General features: G+C 46.1%; 12 protein-coding genes, 6 tRNA genes, 3 rRNA genes and 1 pseudogene. 3 read left to right on the top strand and 19 right to left on the bottom strand.

The window, feature by feature from the left end; all coding sequences use genetic code 11:
- Positions 1–17: 17 nt before the first annotated feature.
- The 12 genes from hisD to ACVLR6_RS11525 all read right to left on the bottom strand — a co-directional run bounded on the left by hisD (position 18) and on the right by ACVLR6_RS11525 (position 12899).
- Positions 18–1319, bottom strand: a complete 1302-nt coding sequence (gene hisD, locus ACVLR6_RS11470; RefSeq protein ID WP_168398540.1) for a histidinol dehydrogenase — start codon at positions 1317–1319, stop codon at positions 18–20.
- 184 nt (positions 1320–1503) lie between these two features.
- On the bottom strand, positions 1504–2205 hold the full coding sequence (gene hisG, locus ACVLR6_RS11475) for an ATP phosphoribosyltransferase (RefSeq protein WP_005179926.1): 702 nt from the start codon (positions 2203–2205) through the stop codon (positions 1504–1506).
- On the bottom strand, positions 2205–3461 hold the full coding sequence (gene murA, locus ACVLR6_RS11480; protein ID WP_455995253.1) for a UDP-N-acetylglucosamine 1-carboxyvinyltransferase: 1257 nt from the start codon (positions 3459–3461) through the stop codon (positions 2205–2207). Before murA ends, hisG begins: the two co-directional genes overlap by 1 nt.
- Positions 3462–3468: 7 nt before the next feature.
- Positions 3469–3720 carry a BolA family iron metabolism protein IbaG gene (gene ibaG, locus ACVLR6_RS11485; protein WP_005179933.1) on the bottom strand — a complete coding sequence of 84 codons (252 nt, stop codon included), beginning with the start codon at positions 3718–3720 and terminating at the stop codon, positions 3469–3471.
- 136 nt (positions 3721–3856) lie between these two features.
- Positions 3857–4189 carry a ribosome hibernation-promoting factor, HPF/YfiA family gene (gene hpf, locus ACVLR6_RS11490; RefSeq protein WP_005179935.1) on the bottom strand — a complete coding sequence of 111 codons (333 nt, stop codon included), beginning with the start codon at positions 4187–4189 and terminating at the stop codon, positions 3857–3859.
- A gap of 174 nt (positions 4190–4363) precedes the next feature.
- Positions 4364–5815 carry an RNA polymerase factor sigma-54 gene (locus ACVLR6_RS11495; RefSeq protein WP_016659503.1) on the bottom strand — a complete coding sequence of 484 codons (1452 nt, stop codon included), beginning with the start codon at positions 5813–5815 and terminating at the stop codon, positions 4364–4366.
- A 145-nt stretch (positions 5816–5960) separates the two neighbouring features.
- Positions 5961–7211: an esterase-like activity of phytase family protein gene (locus ACVLR6_RS11500; RefSeq protein ID WP_171501505.1), complete on the bottom strand. Its 1251-nt coding sequence runs from the start codon at positions 7209–7211 to the stop codon at positions 5961–5963.
- Between the two features lie 226 nt (positions 7212–7437).
- A 5S ribosomal RNA gene (gene rrf / locus ACVLR6_RS11505) occupies positions 7438–7552 on the bottom strand.
- Between the two features lie 191 nt (positions 7553–7743).
- Positions 7744–10633 (bottom strand): 23S ribosomal RNA (locus ACVLR6_RS11510).
- 453 nt (positions 10634–11086) lie between these two features.
- Positions 11087–11162: transfer RNA gene (locus ACVLR6_RS11515), tRNA-Ala, on the bottom strand.
- A gap of 62 nt (positions 11163–11224) precedes the next feature.
- Positions 11225–11301: transfer RNA gene (locus ACVLR6_RS11520), tRNA-Ile, on the bottom strand.
- Between the two features lie 61 nt (positions 11302–11362).
- A 16S ribosomal RNA gene (locus ACVLR6_RS11525) occupies positions 11363–12899 on the bottom strand.
- The 16S, 23S and 5S rRNA genes sit together here with 2 tRNA genes alongside, the layout of an rRNA operon.
- A gap of 577 nt (positions 12900–13476) precedes the next feature.
- On the opposite strand from ACVLR6_RS11525, the gene ACVLR6_RS11530 reads away from it, so the two are divergent.
- The 3 genes and pseudogenes from ACVLR6_RS11530 (at position 13477) to ACVLR6_RS11540 (ending at position 15647) form a co-directional block, all read left to right on the top strand.
- Complete coding sequence (locus ACVLR6_RS11530; RefSeq protein WP_455995255.1) at positions 13477–13938, top strand: YfiR family protein; 462 nt, start codon at positions 13477–13479, stop codon at positions 13936–13938.
- A pseudogene (locus tag ACVLR6_RS11535) lies at positions 13931–15160 on the top strand (diguanylate cyclase domain-containing protein). Before ACVLR6_RS11530 ends, ACVLR6_RS11535 begins: the two are co-directional and overlap by 8 nt.
- 7 nt (positions 15161–15167) lie before the next feature.
- Entirely contained in the window at positions 15168–15647 is a 480-nt protein-coding gene (locus tag ACVLR6_RS11540; protein ID WP_005179945.1) for an OmpA family protein, read from the top strand.
- 133 nt (positions 15648–15780) lie between these two features.
- Here the strand turns inward: ACVLR6_RS11540 and ACVLR6_RS11545 are convergent.
- The 7 genes from ACVLR6_RS11545 to ACVLR6_RS11575 form a co-directional block, all read right to left on the bottom strand.
- A tRNA-Pro gene (locus ACVLR6_RS11545) sits at positions 15781–15857 on the bottom strand.
- Positions 15858–15875: 18 nt separating this feature from the next.
- Positions 15876–15951: transfer RNA gene (locus ACVLR6_RS11550), tRNA-His, on the bottom strand.
- A gap of 34 nt (positions 15952–15985) precedes the next feature.
- Positions 15986–16062 (bottom strand) — tRNA-Arg (locus tag ACVLR6_RS11555).
- A gap of 41 nt (positions 16063–16103) precedes the next feature.
- Positions 16104–16180, bottom strand: a tRNA-Pro gene (locus ACVLR6_RS11560).
- Positions 16181–16334: 154 nt separating this feature from the next.
- Complete coding sequence (gene nadA / locus ACVLR6_RS11565) at positions 16335–17402, bottom strand: quinolinate synthase NadA (protein WP_005179948.1); 1068 nt, start codon at positions 17400–17402, stop codon at positions 16335–16337.
- Positions 17403–17546: 144 nt separating this feature from the next.
- Complete coding sequence (argJ, locus tag ACVLR6_RS11570) at positions 17547–18767, bottom strand: bifunctional glutamate N-acetyltransferase/amino-acid acetyltransferase ArgJ (RefSeq protein WP_016658664.1); 1221 nt, start codon at positions 18765–18767, stop codon at positions 17547–17549.
- Positions 18768–18926: 159 nt separating this feature from the next.
- Positions 18927–19280, bottom strand: a complete 354-nt coding sequence (locus ACVLR6_RS11575) for a hypothetical protein (RefSeq protein WP_005179954.1) — start codon at positions 19278–19280, stop codon at positions 18927–18929.
- Between the last annotated feature and the right edge of the window lie 157 nt (positions 19281–19437).

Below are 19437 nucleotides of genomic sequence, written 5' to 3' on the forward strand. Positions count from 1 at the left end.
GTTTTCTATTTCTTTAATTACTGATAACGATAACGTGCTGATCTCGCATGTGCATCCAGGTTCTCTTGCTGCGCCAATACATCCGCAGTTTTGGCCAGAGTTTTCACCCCTTCTTGCGAACACATGATCAGGCTAGAACGTTTCTGGAAATCATACACACCCAGCGGTGAGGAGAAACGCGCAGTACCTGAGGTTGGCAGCACGTGGTTTGGACCAGCGCAGTAATCCCCAATCGCTTCAGGGGTATAACGCCCCATAAAGATTGCCCCGGCATGACGAATATCTTCTGCCATCACTTGCGGATCATCCATGCATAATTCCAGGTGTTCAGGTGCCACCTGATTAATCAACTCAATCGCTTCCTGACGATCCTTCACCAATACCAATGCACCACGGTTTTCAATCGAGGTACGGGCGATCTCAGCTTTTGGCAATGCTTCTAGGTGCTTTTCAATCCAGCCACCAACAGCATTCAATAATTCTTCATCTGGTGTAATGAATACTGCTTGTGCGACGGTATCGTGCTCGGCTTGTGACAATAAATCCATCGCCAGCCACTCTGCATTATTCTCACCTTCGGCATAGACCAGAATTTCTGATGGGCCGGCGATCATATCAATACCGACTTGACCAAATACCGCACGTTTTGCTGCTGCGACAAAACGGTTACCTGGACCGGTAATTTTGTCGACCGATGGAATGGTTTCTGTACCATAGGCCAGCGCCGCGACCGCTTGTGCACCACCAATGGTAAACAGACGTGTCACGCCCGCTAAATAGGCCGCCGCCAGAACCAGTGGATTCAACTCACCATTCGGCGCCGGAACCACCATGATAATTTCAGGCACACCCGCGACATGCGCAGGAACAGCATTCATGAGTACTGAAGATGGATAAGACGCCAGACCACCCGGCACGTAAATGCCCACGCGGTCCAGTGGCGTGACTTTCTGACCCAAGGTATTGCCCAAGGCATCAACATAGGTCCAGCCATCCTGCTTTTGCGCCTGGTGGAATTCACGGATACGTGCTGCAGCCAGCTCCAGTGCCTCACGCACCTCACGATTCAATCCATCAAAAGCGGCTTTAAGCTGTTCCTGGGTCAGTTCTAGATCTGAAAATTGATGCGCGGGATGTCGATCGAACTGCTGAGTTAATTTAAGAACATGAGCATCACCATGCTGACGGACATCAGCAATGATTTGGTCTACGGTTTTTAACAGTTCTGGATCACTCACTGTTTCAAAAGCCAACAAGTCAGCAAACACCTGCTTGAAGTTCTGATCTTGAGTCGATAAACGTCGCATCAATTTACCCACAAGGTTGATATGGAAAAGATTAGTTTACCTGTTTTCAAGGCTTTTGTGGGTATCAATCGCGTATTGGGCCACGGACTTTTATGGAAAATTACTTTTGCTCAAATTGAAGAAAAGTATTAACAGGACTGTTCTCATAGACCGCCATAAAAAACCGCTCTCAAGAGCGGTCTTTTATTTGAACAACTTACGCCTGTTTGGCCTGTTCACGATCAGCCACAGCCTGTTCTAGCTGGGCAATAATCGGATTTAACAACGCCTGTTTACGTTTAAAACTGGCTTTGTTGACGATTAAACGGGAAGATACTTTACAGATTTCTTCCAGTGGTTCTAAACCATTGGCACGTAACGTATTTCCGGTATCGACCACATCGACAATGTAATCACCCAGGCCGACCAGCGGTGCCAGTTCCATCGAACCGTAAAGCTTGATCACATCAACCTGTTCACCCAGGCTGGCATAGTATTGACGGGTCAGGTTCACATATTTGGTCGCAATTTTTAAGCGGCCTTTTGGACGAACCATACCGACTTTACCCGCTGTCATCAGTTTACAGTTGGCAATTTTTAAATCTAATGGTTCATAGACATTTTGTGCGCCATGTTCCATCAAGACATCTTTACCTGCCACACCTAAATCTGCTGCGCCATTTTCCACATAGGTCGGCACATCAGAAGCACGTAAAATCAGAATACGCACCTGTTTATGGGTGGTTGGAAAAATTAACTTACGGGATTTTTCAGGATCTTCCAGCAAGTTAATGCCCGCTGTTTCCAGCAGCGGCAGTGTCTCTTTTAAAATACGTCCCTTACTTAATGCTAAAGTTAAACCATGATCAAAATTGCCCATTACGTCAAAGTTTGGATCATCGTTTCTCATATCGCTCATTAACTTACTCGCTTAATTTGGGCACCTAAACCTTGTAACTTCGCTTCGACATTTTCATAACCGCGATCAATATGATAAATACGGTCAATCAGTGTTTCCCCTTCAGCCGCCAGAGCTGCTAACACTAAAGAGAACGAAGCACGTAAATCTGTAGCCATGACAGGTGCTGCAGATAATTTTTCTACACCGGTTACCACAGCATCATTGCCTTCAACCTGAATATTGGCGCCCATACGTGCCAATTCAGGAACATGCATAAAACGGTTTTCAAAAATCGTTTCAGAGATGGTGGCAAAACCACGACCAACGGCATTCACCGCCATCAACTGGGCCTGCATATCGGTCGGGAAGTCGGGATGTGGCGAGGTACGGAAGCTGACTGCTTTCGGACGTTTACCCATCATATCCAGTTCAATCCAGTCATCCCCACGGGTGACTTCTGCGCCCATCTCTTCAAATTTGTCTAATACTGATTCCAGCAGGGCCGGATCGGTATGCGTGGTTTTAATCTTGCCACCAGTAATGGCTGCCGCCGCCAGATAGGAACCGGTTTCAATCCGGTCTGCCACTACCGCATATTCACAGCCGTGCAGGCTTTCAACACCGGTCACCACTAAAGTATCGGTATCCAAGCCTTCGATTTTGGCACCCATCTTAATCAGCATTTGTGCCAGATCGGTGATTTCCGGTTCACGCGCAGCATTCCGGATGGTGGTGACACCATCCGCCAGCACGGCAGCCATCAAGATATTTTCAGTGCCGCCTACGGTTACCATATCAAAAACCACTTCGCCGCCTTTTAAGCGGCCATCGACTTTGGCATGTACATAGCCATTTTCGACCTGGATTTCTGCACCTAAAGCTTCTAAAGCTTTTAAATGCTGATCGACCGGACGCGAACCAATCGCACAGCCGCCCGGGAGTGATACTTGTGCACTGCCATAGCGCGCCAATAGCGGTCCAAGCACCAAAATAGACGCACGCATGGTTTTAACGAGCTCATACGGTGCAAACTGGTTGTTCAGGGTCGAGGTATCGGCCACCACAGTATCGCCTTCATAAGACATGGTGATACCGAGGCCCGCAATGAGTTTAACCAGTGTGTTTACATCTTTCAGATTAGGCACATTGGTCAGGGTAATAGGTGAGTCGGCCAGAATCATGGCAGCCAGTAATGGCAATGCTGCATTCTTTGCACCAGAAATGCGCACTTCACCTTCGAGCTTAATACCGCCCTGAATTAAAAATTTATCCATTAATTTATTAAGCTCCGAATAAGCTTGCTTTACGCCATTCTTCTTTGGTCATTGCTTTAATTGTTACCGCATGAACTTCACCGCTGGCGATCAAGGCATTAATCGGCGCATACACTGCCTGTTGGCGTGCAACAAGACGTTTGCCTTCAAACTGATCATCGACAATACGAAGATCAAATTTACCACCCTGCCCACTAACGACTACATCTGCCTCTGGAAAAGCAGCTTTTAAAATTTCAGCGAGCTGTTCATTATTCATCACAAGACCTCTTATAGGACCAACGGTGTAAAACCGGTCATTTTACTATAAATGAAAAAAATAATTCATTAGTCACATACATTATATATATAAAAAAAGAGGTTTTTTAAAAACCTCTTTTTGCCGATTGTTTCAGCTAAATCGCGACAGGCTGATAAACCAGCTGCATTTTGCGATGCTTGTCTAATTGGCGTTTTAGTTTTTCTGACATTTTCTTAATCGATGTATACATATCATCAGCACAGGCCTGGGCAAACAGCTCCGTTCCAGGTAAACGGATAATCGCTTCTGCGATGTGGTTGGCACTGCCTTTTTTAGAATGCTTATCGATCTGATGATCTTTACTGAGCTTCACCTGCATACTATTGACCTGATCCAGATGTTTGGTCATTTGCGCGAACTTTGCTTTTATATTTTCTTCAATTGCAGGTGTAATTGATAAATGATGGCCACGAATTGTTATTTGCATAATTCTATCCCTCACCTTCGTTAGGATTAGACGAGTCATCATCAAAATGATTCACGTACAGGACCAGAACTGCTGCTCAGTGATACCTTCATGCAATCATTTTGACTCATCCTCATAGAAAAAAGATTCATTATGTTGTCATAATGAATCTCTAGAATAGGCAGATTTTCAAAACTAGATCAAGACTTTTCTTTCAGAAGAAGATGGAATATGTAAAGATTCGCGATATTTTGCAACCGTACGTCGCGCCACATCAATTCCCTCTTCTTTTAAAATATTGGCAATTGCGTTATCAGACAAAGGCTTACGCAGGTTCTCTTCAGCAATCAGTTTTTTTATCTTGGCACGAATCGCAGTTGACGATGCTTCACCGCCCGATGTAGTGCCAACATGACTTGAAAAGAAATATTTCAACTCAAACAGGCCACGCGGGGTCAGCATATATTTATTGGTGGTCACACGGGATACCGTAGATTCATGCAGCTCGACCTCTTCGGCAATATCGCGTAGCACCAAAGGTTTCATGCCTTCTGCGCCAATTTCCAGAAAAGTACGCTGATGCTCAACAATACAGGTTGCCACTTTCAGTAAGGTTTTATGCCGCTCATCAATACTCTTGATAAAGTTTTTGGCTTCCAGCATCTGATTGCGTAAATACTGATTGTCATCACTCTGATCGGCACGACGAATCATATTGGCATAAAACGAGTTAACCCGGAGCTTTGGCATGACATCCGGATTCAGCTGTACCTGCCAGCTGTCATTTTTTTTCATCACCACCACATCTGGAATCTGATAATCCGACTCTTTATCTTCAAACTCCATACCCGGATGCGGTTTCAAAGTTTTCAGCAACTCGACCGCACATCTCAGCTGATCGGTATTTAAACCAGTCTGCTTGAGTAGTTTTGGAATTTCATTGCTGATTAATAACTCATAATGCGTCATTAGCTGCATAGCATCCTGACGACATGGGGTATTTGTCGGCAGACTTTCCAGCTGAATCAACAGACATTCCGCCAGATGACGCGAACCAACCCCCACCGGCTCCAGCCGTTGAATATGTTTCAATACCACCAGCACTTCATCGTCTTCGATGCTGTCTTCATACTCCATCGAATCGAGCAGATGCTGGACTGAAGCAGTAATCTCGCTGATATCGCTTTCCAGAAAACCCTTATCATCCAGAGAATCAATAATGCAGTAAGCAATCAGCTGGTCAATTTTAGAAAAATGCAGCAGGTTAATCTGCTCCAGCATATGCTCTTTTAAACCCAGTACACCCTGACGGTTATCTTCACGCTCTTCATATTCTGGCGTACCCAAACTGGTCGGCTGATGGGTATAGACATCATCCCAGTCGGTATCGACCGGTAAATCATCTGGCAGATGATCGGCATTTAATTCATTGGTTAAATCTTTTTGATCACGATCTGTATCTGCCGCTGACAGACTCTCAACATCGGCCTGTTCTTCAACTTTCTCTAATAATGGATTACTATCGAGCTGTAATTGAATTTCTTGCTCAAGTTCTAAACTTGATAATTGAAGTAAACGAATGGCCTGTTGCAACTGGGGTGTCAATGACAGGGAGTTGGCAACTTTTAATCCCACTGATAACTTCATACTACCCACCTTTTTTAATACCGCGTTTTATAAGCAATTTTTATGCCTGTTTTAATTTTTATAGCATGCTTTTATTAAAAAATATACAAAAAAATTTTCATAAAGAAAGGCCACCCGAGGTGACCTTCTGTAATTGCGGATAAATTTAGAACAATGCTTTTGGCAAACGAATCTGAATAATTTCATTATCATCGGCCAGATTGGCATTTCGCCCGCTTGAACCTGGAAAGTTATTATCATTCAGCACAGTAATCAGGTCTGGACCTTCAATGACAATATCTTCAATGGTCTGAAACGGAAAACCAAAACGCTCACCGGTCGCAATATCGCCCGCTCGCGCAGTGCCATAAAGTAAATCCGGATTGGCAATATCCATCAAATTGACCAGATCTTCTCTCTGCATATTCTGACCAGCGGTGCTGAGCGTGACTTTAATCAGCTTTTTATAGCCCAGCAGATCGTTTTCACTATCATCCCGTTCAATAATAATTCCTTCAGTCGGGCTATACAGCTGAAAATCACCAATCGCGGTGGCGCTAGTATGCAATGGAAAATAATAATATTTGCCTGTATAGGCTTTTTTTGCCAAATCAAATTCAGACACGATTAAACGATTAGAACTATCGTTCAGTAATGGCTTTTCCAACAGCGGATACAGATATTTTCCATCTTGAGAGATCGCCATGCCTTCAAAACCACCGCTACGCTGTACCAGTGGTTCAACAAAATTCAGCTGTTCTTTATTGAACTGATTCTGAGGTGAACGCAGCTCTTGCGCCGGATTCAGTGGATTCGGTAATGGAATTGGTGGACTCAGCAATATACCGTCGGCAGAAAAATGCAGTAAATAGGGTCCAAACTCATCCCCAATCCAGATCTCGCCATTCGGTGCACGCTGCATCGATTCCGGGTCAAAATCCGCCCCGGTTAACAAACGTTCGGCAGTATCTTGATGGACAATAGAAAAGGGAATGAGTTTATTCGGATCACGCAGCTGCACATAACTTAAATGCTTTACTTCAGTGTTAGTTGCTATTTTTGTTCTAAAGGTCGGTTGAATCACATGCAAACGCAGCAGATAGTCAGCCGAGTTATCTTGCGTGCCAAAACCATTGTCAGACATCACCAGATAAGTCCCATCATTATTTTTTAAAGCAGCCGAAAAACCTTGCACAGGCTGCCCAGAAAATGGCGGCAAAATTCCGTTTGCACCGGTCACATATGCACCGGAATCTGGTCCTTCTGCATAGGTGGCCACATCCAGTTTTGCAAAAGCCACCAAAGTTGGCTCATTGATCAAGGGTGTAGGCGTCACCTGCGTCTTTTCATCAGAATCATTACATCCGTTCAAGCCCAACACAACGGCCATAAAAAGGCCAATAGATCTTTTTTTCATAAAGTTTAAAAATAGCAATTGGGGAAACCATTCAAACAAGAAAAAATGACAGTGTTGGGATGATTCAGTGACAATTTAAAGACCGGTTTTTGCGACCGAATACTTGTCTTTCTATTTATTTGATCATGATGCTTAGATACTTTTCTGGGACTTATAATTCTTTAGCTTTATTAAAAGCATAAAAAAATCCCCCTGCTGTTTAAGCTAGGGGGATTTTGAATTAATGAGCTGGCGATGACTTACTCTCACATGGGTAACCCCACACTACCATCAGCGCTAAGAGGTTTCACTTCTGAGTTCGGGAAGGGATCAGGTGGTTCACTCTTGCTATTGTCGCCAGCACAACTGTTATGGACTTGTTCGGGTCTTAGTTACTTTGCTTAAGCTTGATGCTTTTGCATGTAATGCCTTACTTTGTTCCAAATGAGTTATTAACGGATTGGCTATTGGGTCTGAATTTTATTGTGTCGCATTAACTAAATCAAGGATTAGTTTAGAATCCAGCTTGATACAACAACTGTTTGGGTGTTGTATAGTCAAGCCTCACGAGCAATTAGTATTGGTCAGCTTCACATATCGCTATGCTTCCACACCCAACCTATCAACGTCCTAGTCTCGAACGGCTCTTTAGAGGAATAAATTCCTAGGGAAATCTTATCTTGAGGTAGGCTTCCCGCTTAGATGCTTTCAGCGGTTATCCCTTCCGAACATAGCTACCCGGCGATGCGACTGGCGTCACAACCGGTACACCAGAGGTTCGTCCACTCTGGTCCTCTCGTACTAGGAGCAGATCCTCTCAAATTTCCAGCGCCCACGGTAGATAGGGACCGAACTGTCTCACGACGTTCTAAACCCAGCTCGCGTACCTCTTTAAATGGCGAACAGCCATACCCTTGGGACCTGCTTCAGCCCCAGGATGAGATGAGCCGACATCGAGGTGCCAAACACCGCCGTCGATATGAACTCTTGGGCGGTATCAGCCTGTTATCCCCAGAGTACCTTTTATCCGTTGAGCGATGGCCCTTCCATACAGAACCACCGGATCACTAAGACCTACTTTCGTACCTGCTCGACTTGTGGGTCTCGCAGTTAAGCGCGCTTTTGCCTTTATACTCTACGCGTGATTTCCGACCACGCTGAGCGCACCTTCGTACTCCTCCGTTACTCTTTAGGAGGAGACCGCCCCAGTCAAACTACCCACCAGACATGGTCCTCGTCCCGGATCACGGGACAGAGTTAGAACCTCAACATTACCAGGGTGGTATTTCAAGGACGGCTCCATTGGAACTGGCGTTCCAACTTCAAAGCCTCCCACCTATCCTACACAAGTAAGGTCAAAGTTCAATGTCAAGCTGCAGTAAAGGTTCACGGGGTCTTTCCGTCTAGCCGCGGGTACACTGCATCTTCACAGCGATTTCGATTTCACTGAGCCTCTGCTGGAGACAGCGCCGCCATCATTATGCCATTCGTGCAGGTCGGAACTTACCCGACAAGGAATTTCGCTACCTTAGGACCGTTATAGTTACGGCCGCCGTTTACTGGGGCTTCGATCAAGAGCTTCGCTTACGCTAACCCCATCAATTAACCTTCCAGCACCGGGCAGGCATCACACCCTATACGTCCACTTTCGTGTTTGCAGAGTGCTATGTTTTTAATAAACAGTTGCAGCGGCCTGGTTTCTGCGGCTGTCAACCGCTCAGGGAGCAAGTCCCATCACCGTCAACAGCGTACCTTCTCCCGAAGTTACGGTACCATTTTGCCTAGTTCCTTCAGCAGAGTTCTCTCAAGCGCTTTGGTCTACTCGACCTGACCACCTGTGTCGGTTTCGGGTACGATTCCAGTGTAACTGAAGCTTAGAGACTTTTCCTGGAAGCATGGTATCAGCCACTTCGCTAGTAAACTAGCTTGCTATCAGCTCTCAGCATAGAGCACCCCGGATTTGCCTAAGATGCATGCCTACAGCCTTCCACCTGGACAACCAACGCCAGGCTGACTTAACCTTCTCCGTCCTCTCATCGCATTACACTGAAGTATTGGAATATTAACCAATTTCCCATCGACTACGCCTCTCGGCCTCGCCTTAGGGGTCGACTCACCCAGCCCCGATTAACGTTGGACTGGAACCCTTGGTCTTTCAGCGAACGGGTTTTTCACCCGTTTTGTCGTTACTCACGTCAGCATTCGCACTTCTGATACCTCCAGCAGACTTCTCAATCCACCTTCATCGGCTTACAGAACGCTCCCCTACCACGTATACAATGTATACATCCGCAGCTTCGGCACATAGTTTTAGCCCCGTTACATCTTCCGCGCAGGCCGACTCGACTAGTGAGCTATTACGCTTTCTTTAAAGGGTGGCTGCTTCTAAGCCAACCTCCTAGCTGTCTATGCCTTCCCACATCGTTTCCCACTTAACTATGATTTTGGGGCCTTAGCTGGCGGTCTGGATTGTTTTCCTCTTGACTACGGACGTTAGCACCCGCAGTCTGTCTCCCGGATAGTACTCATCGGTATTCGGAGTTTGCATCGGTTTGGTAAGTCGGGATGACCCCCTAGCCGAAACAGTGCTCTACCCCCAATGGTATTCGTCCGAGGCGCTACCTAAATAGCTTTCGGGGAGAACCAGCTATCACCAGGCTTGATTAGCCTTTCACCCCTATCCACAAGTCATCCCCTGGCTTTTCAACGACAGTGGGTTCGGTCCTCCAGTTAGTGTTACCCAACCTTCAACCTGCTCATGGATAGATCGCCTGGTTTCGGGTCTACACCCAGCAACTATACGCCCTATTAAGACTCGGTTTCCCTACGGCTCCCCTATGCGGTTAACCTTGCTACTGAATGTAAGTCGCTGACCCATTATACAAAAGGTACGCAGTCACCGAACAAGTCGGCTCCCACTGCTTGTATGCATGCGGTTTCAGGATCTATTTCACTCCCCTCACAGGGGTTCTTTTCGCCTTTCCCTCACGGTACTGGTTCACTATCGGTCAGTCAGGAGTATTTAGCCTTGGAGGATGGTCCCCCCATATTCAGACAAGGTTTCACGTGCCTCGCCCTACTCGTCATCATTATGTGTGCCCTTTCGTGTACAGGACTATCACCCACTATGGTTGCACTTCCCAGAGCATTCCACTAAAACACACATAACTTAATGGGCTGTTCCCCTTTCGCTCGCCGCTACTGAGGGAATCTCAATTGATTTCTTTTCCTAAGGGTACTGAGATGTTTCACTTCCCCTCGTTCGCCTCAATACACTATGTATTCATGTATTGATACCTACCTTATGGTAAGTGGGTTTCCCCATTCAGACATCTCCGGATCAAAGGATATTTGCCGCCTCCCCGGAGCTTTTCGCAGGCTATCACGTCTTTCTTCGCCTCTGACTGCCAAGGCATCCACCACATGCACTTAATTACTTGACTATACAACCCCAAACAGTCGTTAATCCCTACAAGTAGGATTAAGACAATTAAATAAATAATCAATTATCTATTTAATCTACAGTTCGAAGTCACGTGCACTTAAGCACCGTACAGCTTCAATCTAAATTCATATACCAAAACGCTTGATTCAGTTAATTTGCTAGTTCTCAATTCAATCTACGTTCATCAACCCGTCATAACAACGCGTTAACGTATATTGATTGAGTGAACAATTTATTTCAGACTCAATTTTGCCAATCTGTTAATGATTCACTACATCCTCGTCGGACTGCAGTCAACTGTGATAAATCACAGAAGTTAACAAGACGCGCATATTACGCTAACTTCTTATTAATTTCTATAATCTAAGACTTCGTTCGATTAAAGCCTGCGCAAAGCATAGCTTTTTGCTTAAATTCCAAGGAAAAACGTTGTTTTTCTGATCTTGAAATTTGGTGGAGACTAGGAGAGTCGAACTCCTGACCTCCTGCGTGCAAAGCAGGCGCTCTACCAACTAAGCTAAGTCCCCAGCTTATCAATAAGTCAATGTTCTGATTTCTATTCGCTCTGCAATTGCTTGCTTGTCGTTAGTGGTGGGTCTGACAAGACTTGAACTTGTGACCCCACGCTTATCAAGCGTGTGCTCTAACCAACTGAGCTACAGACCCTCAGATACATCATCATGAAGAACAACTTGTTGTGGATTCTTACTAATCGTCAATCTTTCGTTAAGGAGGTGATCCAGCCGCAGGTTCCCCTACGGCTACCTTGTTACGACTTCACCCCAGTCATCGGCCACACCGTGGTAAGCGTCCTCCCTAAGGTTAGACTACCTACTTCTGGTGCAACAAACTCCCATGGTGTGACGGGCGGTGTGTACAAGGCCCGGGAACGTATTCACCGCGGCATTCTGATCCGCGATTACTAGCGATTCCGACTTCATGGAGTCGAGTTGCAGACTCCAATCCGGACTACGATCGGCTTTTTGAGATTAGCATCACATCGCTGTGTAGCAACCCTTTGTACCGACCATTGTAGCACGTGTGTAGCCCTGGCCGTAAGGGCCATGATGACTTGACGTCGTCCCCGCCTTCCTCCAGTTTGTCACTGGCAGTATCCTTAAAGTTCCCATCCGAAATGCTGGCAAGTAAGGAAAAGGGTTGCGCTCGTTGCGGGACTTAACCCAACATCTCACGACACGAGCTGACGACAGCCATGCAGCACCTGTATCAGAGTTCCCGAAGGCACCAATCCATCTCTGGAAAGTTCTCTGTATGTCAAGGCCAGGTAAGGTTCTTCGCGTTGCATCGAATTAAACCACATGCTCCACCGCTTGTGCGGGCCCCCGTCAATTCATTTGAGTTTTAGTCTTGCGACCGTACTCCCCAGGCGGTCTACTTATCGCGTTAGCTGCGCCACTAAAGCCTCAAAGGCCCCAACGGCTAGTAGACATCGTTTACGGCATGGACTACCAGGGTATCTAATCCTGTTTGCTCCCCATGCTTTCGCACCTCAGTGTCAGTATTAGGCCAGATGGCTGCCTTCGCCATCGGTATTCCTCCAGATCTCTACGCATTTCACCGCTACACCTGGAATTCTACCATCCTCTCCCATACTCTAGCTAACCAGTATCGAATGCAATTCCCAAGTTAAGCTCGGGGATTTCACATTTGACTTAATTAGCCACCTACGCGCGCTTTACGCCCAGTAAATCCGATTAACGCTCGCACCCTCTGTATTACCGCGGCTGCTGGCACAGAGTTAGCCGGTGCTTATTCTGCGAGTAACGTCCACGCATCTAGGGTATTAGCCTAGAGCGCCTCCTCCTCGCTTAAAGTGCTTTACAACCAAAAGGCCTTCTTCACACACGCGGCATGGCTGGATCAGGGTTCCCCCCATTGTCCAATATTCCCCACTGCTGCCTCCCGTAGGAGTCTGGGCCGTGTCTCAGTCCCAGTGTGGCGGATCATCCTCTCAGACCCGCTACAGATCGTCGCCTTGGTAGGCCTTTACCCCACCAACTAGCTAATCCGACTTAGGCTCATCTATTAGCGCAAGGTCCGAAGATCCCCTGCTTTCCCCCGTAGGGCGTATGCGGTATTAGCATCCCTTTCGGAATGTTGTCCCCCACTAATAGGCAGATTCCTAAGCATTACTCACCCGTCCGCCGCTAAGCTAAGGTGCAAGCACCCTCGCTCCGCTCGACTTGCATGTGTTAAGCCTGCCGCCAGCGTTCAATCTGAGCCATGATCAAACTCTTCAGTTAAAATCATTTCGAACTTTATAAGTAAAGTTCTTAAACTTGGCTCATCAATTTTCTGACTTAAATTTCGCTCAAATAAACTTCGAGTAATTTAAACCAATCAATCAATGAAAATAATTTCGATCAATCAACCAGTAAAAATCCACACAAGTTGTTCTTCATAATCTCTTAATGATCTTCTCGATGCTTCGTCAGCATCAAGCTAGGTCGGCTATATTACTCTCTATTTTTAGAAAGTCAACATGCAATGTTGATTTTATTTCTAAACTTACCACCTAAACCAGAACTCAACCATTTTAGCTAAATCCTTGTTTATTAACAAGTTCTTATCAACATCACCGCCGATGGATGTGCATTATAGAGCAAATAAAACCTGACGCAACCCCTATTTTTAATTATTTTGGGAAATATATCTTAACTGTATTTTTTATGACCAATTTCAGGTTTTTCAGTTTATTTTCTATCCTTTTCTTTCATTTTTATTTTAGTTAGACTGCGGCCATAATTTTATTTTTAATTTTTTATAAAAATGCCTTCTCCCCCCTTACACAAAACACTGTGTTTTTTGCTGTGTTTATTTTTGCACCCTGCCCATGCCAATAGCCCAACCACTGGTGCACCGCAAATGGTGTATGCCATTTTAAGTTATGCCAAATGGGAGCAAAACACGCCGAATATTTGTATTGTGAATAATCCAGCGCTAGCACAACAATTTAAAAGCCAGCGTAGCACACAGCATGTTTATAAAATCAGCCCACTACAATTAGACGATTTAAAACAGACCAGTTGTCAGGCCATTGTCTTTTCCAACCTAAGCCCACGTGAAGAACAGAATATTCTGAACAGTACAGTGCGTTATCCCGCCTTAAGCATTAGCACCACCAATTCAGCCTGTGAGCTGGGCAGCGTCTTTTGCCTTTACCAGAAGAAAAATCAGCAGTATTCATTTAGGGTGAATATGCAAAGTCTGACGCAATCGCAGATACATATTGACCCTCGGGTATTATTACTGGGTAAAAACGGGGGCCTAAAGCATGAATAAGCCCAAAGCGGTATCGCTGCGTCGTATTTTCCGTTCCTACCAGCTGGTGATTTTTATTCTGACTTTTGGTTTATGCCTAGGTATTTTTTGTGTGGTGTCTAATTACACCCTGGAAAGTTATGCCAAACAGAGTTTGAGTATTTTATCCGGTTCTCTGGCAGAGCGGATTCAGCCCGCTGTGGTCTTTCATGATACTTATACAATTCAGAAGATTCTGGCTGAATATGCCGAGCAATATCCAATTCACTCAATTCAAGTCATCGCAACCAATGGTGAAGTCCTGTCGACCATTCATCATCATCAAAATGCGTTACCGTTTATTCAGTATTTACTGGACTGGCTGTATTTTCGTGAGCCAGTGACAGTCGAGATTCAGCATCAGCAGCAAAATTTTGGACAACTGGTGGTCTATGGCAATGCCTCCACCCATGTCAGTTTTTTCTATACCATTCTACTGGCGCTGACCATTAGCTTTATTTTACTGCTGGCCTTACTGTTCTGGTCGGCAAATGCGGTTTACCGACATTTGATGAAAGCGGTCAATCCACTGGTACAGACCACCCAGACCATCAGCACCAATAAAAATTATCAGCTACGCCTGCCCTCGTCTGAAATTTCTGAGTTTCAGGAAATTAATCGCGTGGTAAATGAACTGCTGGACAAAATTGAAGCCTCAACCTGGGCCCTGCAACATGAAAATCATCAATTGTCGCATCAGGCCCGTCATGATGGACTGACCCAACTTCCTAATCGTGAATATTTCCATCAAATGCTGGCACAGAGTTTTGCCCAAGGTACGCAAGACAGCATTGCCCTGCTGTTTATTGATAACGATAACTTTAAAGAAATTAATAATCGCCACGGCCATGCCGCCGGTGATGCCGTGCTGCTGGAAATGGTCAAACGCTTGCGCCAAGCGTTAAACCAGCATGATTTTATGTCCCGCCTCGGTGGTGATGAGTTCGCAATTATTGTAAAAAATATTGAATATCATCATGATTTAATTAGAATAAGTTAAAATTTACTCCACTGCTGTCGCCAGCCTTTAATTTTTAATCATCATCCTATTTATTTCAGTTTTAGTATTGGCATCGCACTCGCGCAGTCAGCATCATCTCCTGAAATGCTGATCAATAATGCAGATATGGCCATGTATAAGGCCAAGCAGCTCGCACAACACTGGTACATTTTTGCAGAGCACGGGCGCATGGCCAAAGGTTAGTTTATTCATGTTAAAACATATTTTTAAAACTGCTTGTCTGCTGCTTGCACTGACTACCCTCAGTGCCTGCATGAGTCTGGGGCAGCTCAATTACAAACAGGCCCGCATGCTCAAGCAGGAAGGTTTTAGCCTGACCAGCGAGGGCTGGAGCTTAAGCCTACCAGAAAAACTGCTGTTCGGTTTTGATCAGGCCGAGATCCAGGCACACAACCAGCAAGCTTTACAGCAACTCTCAAGCAAGTTGCTGAAATATAAACTGGATAAAGTCAAAATTATTGGACATAGCGACAATGTCGGTGACCTGGCCTATAACCTTAAGCTGTCCGGAGAACGTGCCGAAAATGTCGCACAAATTTTTATGCAACAAGGTTTTCGACCAGTGAATTTACAGGTAATTCCTCGCGGTGCAGAACAGCCGCTGGTACCAAACACCTCTCCTGAAAACCGGGCGATGAACCGTCGTGTAAATGTGGTGATTGTGCCTTAAGTATTTTGCCACTTTGTAGAACTAGCCTCTTGCAGAGGCTTTTTTTATGGGGAGATTTTATCAGCAGACTTAAATTTCAGGCATAAAAAAACCGCTTAACGCGGCATCTTTTATCTTTCAACTTTAGGGAAATTGGTCGGAGCAGTAGGATTCGAACCTACGACCCCCTGGTCCCAAACCAGGTGCACTACCAGGCTGTGCTATGCTCCGATTTTCAACTTTAAAAGTTGGGGTGAATGACGGGATTCGAACCCGCGACAACTGGAATCACAATCCAGGGCTCTACCAACTGAGCTACATCCACCATCAATTAGTTCTACAATACCAAGCCACCAAAATGGCGCGCCTGACAGGATTCGAACCTGTGACCATCCGCTTAGAAGGCGGATGCTCTATCCAACTGAGCTACAAGCGCTTAACCGATGATACCAAAAACACATCGTTGCCTTGAGAAATTGGTCGGAGCAGTAGGATTCGAACCTACGACCCCCTGGTCCCAAACCAGGTGCACTACCAGGCTGTGCTATGCTCCGTTTCATCTCAGCTTTTCGTGTATCGCACATCGTGCGGTACGGTGTGCATTCTAGGCGCGACGCCCGTGGACGTCAACACCTATCTTTAAAAAAATATGAAAAATCTCTTCAACCGCTTATTTATCAAGCATTTTAGACATTTTTCAATCAATTTTTAGCGTTTTAGCTGCGCACTGAAGTTTAACATGCGATCAAGCGGTAATTTAGCGCGTTCTGCCAGCGCCGGATCAACAAAAATTTCCTGATCCCCCTGCTGTAAAACCTGCAAAATGCCATCCAGTTCGTTCATGGCCATCCACGGGCAATGCGCGCATGAGCGACAGGTCGCGCCTTCACCGGCGGTCGGCGCTTCTACCAGAATCTTGTTCGGTACCGCCTGCTGCATTTTGTAGAAAATCCCGCGGTCGGTCGCCACAATTAAACGCTCATGTGGCAAAGTCTGGGCAGCCTTGATTAGTTGTGAGGTACTGCCGACTGCATCAGCAATATCCACCACCGATTCTGGTGATTCTGGATGCACCAGCACCGCTGCATCCGGATAAAGCGCTTTCATTTGTGCAATCCCGCGGGCACGGAATTCTTCATGCACGATACAGGCACCATCCCAGAGTAGCATATCTGCGCCCGTTTTTTTCTGGATATAACGCCCCAAATGCTGATCCGGTGCCCAGATAATTTTTTCACCCAGGCTATCGAGATGCTCGACAATTTCAACCGCACAGCTTGAGGTTACCACCCAGTCGGCACGGGCTTTCACAGCAGCCGAGGTGTTGGCATACACCACTACGGTATGATCAGGATGGGCATCGCAGAATTGGGTAAATTCATCTACCGGGCAGCCCAGGTCGAGTGAACAGGTGGCTTCCAGCGTCGGCATCAGCACTGTTTTCTCAGGTGACAGGATTTTGGCGGTTTCGCCCATAAATTTCACCCCGGCCACCACCAAGGTTGACGCTGCATGATCACGACCAAAACGTGCCATTTCCAGTGAATCCGATACACAACCACCCGTCAGCTCTGCCAGCTCTTGCACTTCAGGATCGCAATAATAGTGTGCCACCAGTACTGCATCACGTTTTTTAAGTTCGGCCTGAATTAAGGCAAATTTGGCCTGCTTGGCTTCTTCAGTTAAATGATTTTCTTTCGGTTCACCCAAACGGTCTAAATGCGCCTGCACAATCGACTTTGCTTCATTGGCAATTAAATTGGTCGCATCATTCATAACAGCGTCTTCTCTATCGAAATGCTTGTTTGCACAAGCAGTTACATCAGCAATTGGTCAGTGTCAGTGCTTGACCAATCATTAAAAATACAGCGTTGTAAAAAAGCCTCACAACGGAGGCTTTTTCAGAAATACATCAGGGACTTAAGAACGGTAGTCTGCATTAATCTTGACATAATCATAAGATAAATCGCAGGTATAGACGGTATCTTGAGCCTGGCCACGACCTAAATCTACACGAATGGTCATTTCCTGCTGCGCCATGACACGTGCGCCGGCTTCTTCGGTATAGTCCGCTGCGGCGCCGCCATCTTTACAGATTTGTACATCATCTAACCAAACCTGAATTTTTTCAACGTCTAAATTTGGCACGCCCGCATAACCAATGGCCGCCAGAATACGGCCCCAGTTTGGATCTGAGGCAAAAATAGCGGTTTTTACTAGCGGTGAATGAGCAATACTGTAAGCAATATCGCAACATTCCTGGGTATTTTGTCCACCTTCGACTGCAACGGTAATAAATTTGGTCGCGCCTTCACCATCACGCACAATCAGCTGCGCCAGACGTGTCATCACCCGGGTTAAAACCTCTAATACTACGGCATAACGCGGATCTTCGGTCGAGCTGATTTCTGTACCACCGGCTTGGCCAGTTGCAATGAAGATACAGGAGTCATTGGTTGAGGTATCGCCATCGACAGTGATGCGGTTAAACGAGACATTAACCGTACTACTCAACAGTTGCTGTACCAGTTCACGGCTGATTGGAGCATCAGTGGCCACATAACCAAGCATGGTCGCCATATTCGGGCGAATCATGCCGGCACCTTTAGAAATACCGGTCATGGTATAAGTGATGCCATCCAGTTCAAACTGCTCAGATGCACCTTTCGGTGTGGTATCTGTGGTCATAATACCGCGGGCAGCGTCGTCCCAGGCATCAGCACGCAAGCTGTCTAGGGCCGGTTGTAAACCCGCAGTTAAACGCTCAATTGGTAACTGCTCGCCAATCACACCGGTAGAAAATGGCAATACTTCGGCGGTCTGTACACCTGCCAGTTCAGCCAGCTTGGCACAGGTTGCTGCTGCATTTTGCATACCGGTTTTACCGGTTCCGGCATTAGCATTGCCGGTGTTAATCACTAAATAGCGTGGATTACCCGCCTGCAGATGCGCTTTACAGATATGCACAGGTGCTGCACAAAAGGCGTTTTGGGTAAACACACCGGCGACATTGGCGCCTTCGGCCAGTTCAAAAATAACAAGGTCACGTCGGTTCTTATAACGAACATAGGCTTCTGCTGTCCCAATTCTCACCCCTTTGACCACATGCATCTGTGGCATAGAAACGTCACCTACTGCCATTTTTAAACGTCCAACTAGTTAATAATTCAGTGTGCACAGCTTAGAACAAAATCAGGAAAAAATCGAGCAGAACCCATCATCCACAAAATTGTGGCCAGACTCAACTGCCGTGCAATAAAAAACCAGCCCGCAGGCTGGTTAGTGTTGTGTGCTTGATCCTTAGTTTTTGGCCAGTTGCGCAGCTTCGTTTAATAAAGCCTGTTTGGCTTTTTGCTGGCTTTCTGCAGACAGGGCCGGGTTAGAAGCAACAATGCGGTCGGCATTGGCAGCATTGGCCGGAGCAATGGCTGCAGTCTGGAGCACAATCGGACGTTTATTCGGGTTGGCAAAGGTATAACGGATACCGGTACGTGGGCTTGCAACCGTCACCTGGTCATTATTGACCACTGCTTGGGTGGTGCTTACACCGACTGCGGCCTGAACTTTTGCCGGCGTGGTGGTTTGGGTATTGGCAAAAGCCAAAGCAGGCGTTGCTAAAGCAACAATCAGTAAAGGTTGTAATACTTTTTTCATTGTGTTTTCCACTTTTCGGTGTGCAATGTGCAACTAAATACCATTTAATTTCCTGCACTGCAATCTGTATTCACATCTTGCAAAACTATTCAAACACTTAGCGGAATAAAAAAAAGCAGAATCGAAATTCTGCTTTTTGCGAGATGTTTTGAATGGC

It is taken from the genome of Acinetobacter sp. T63 (assembly GCF_053852345.1).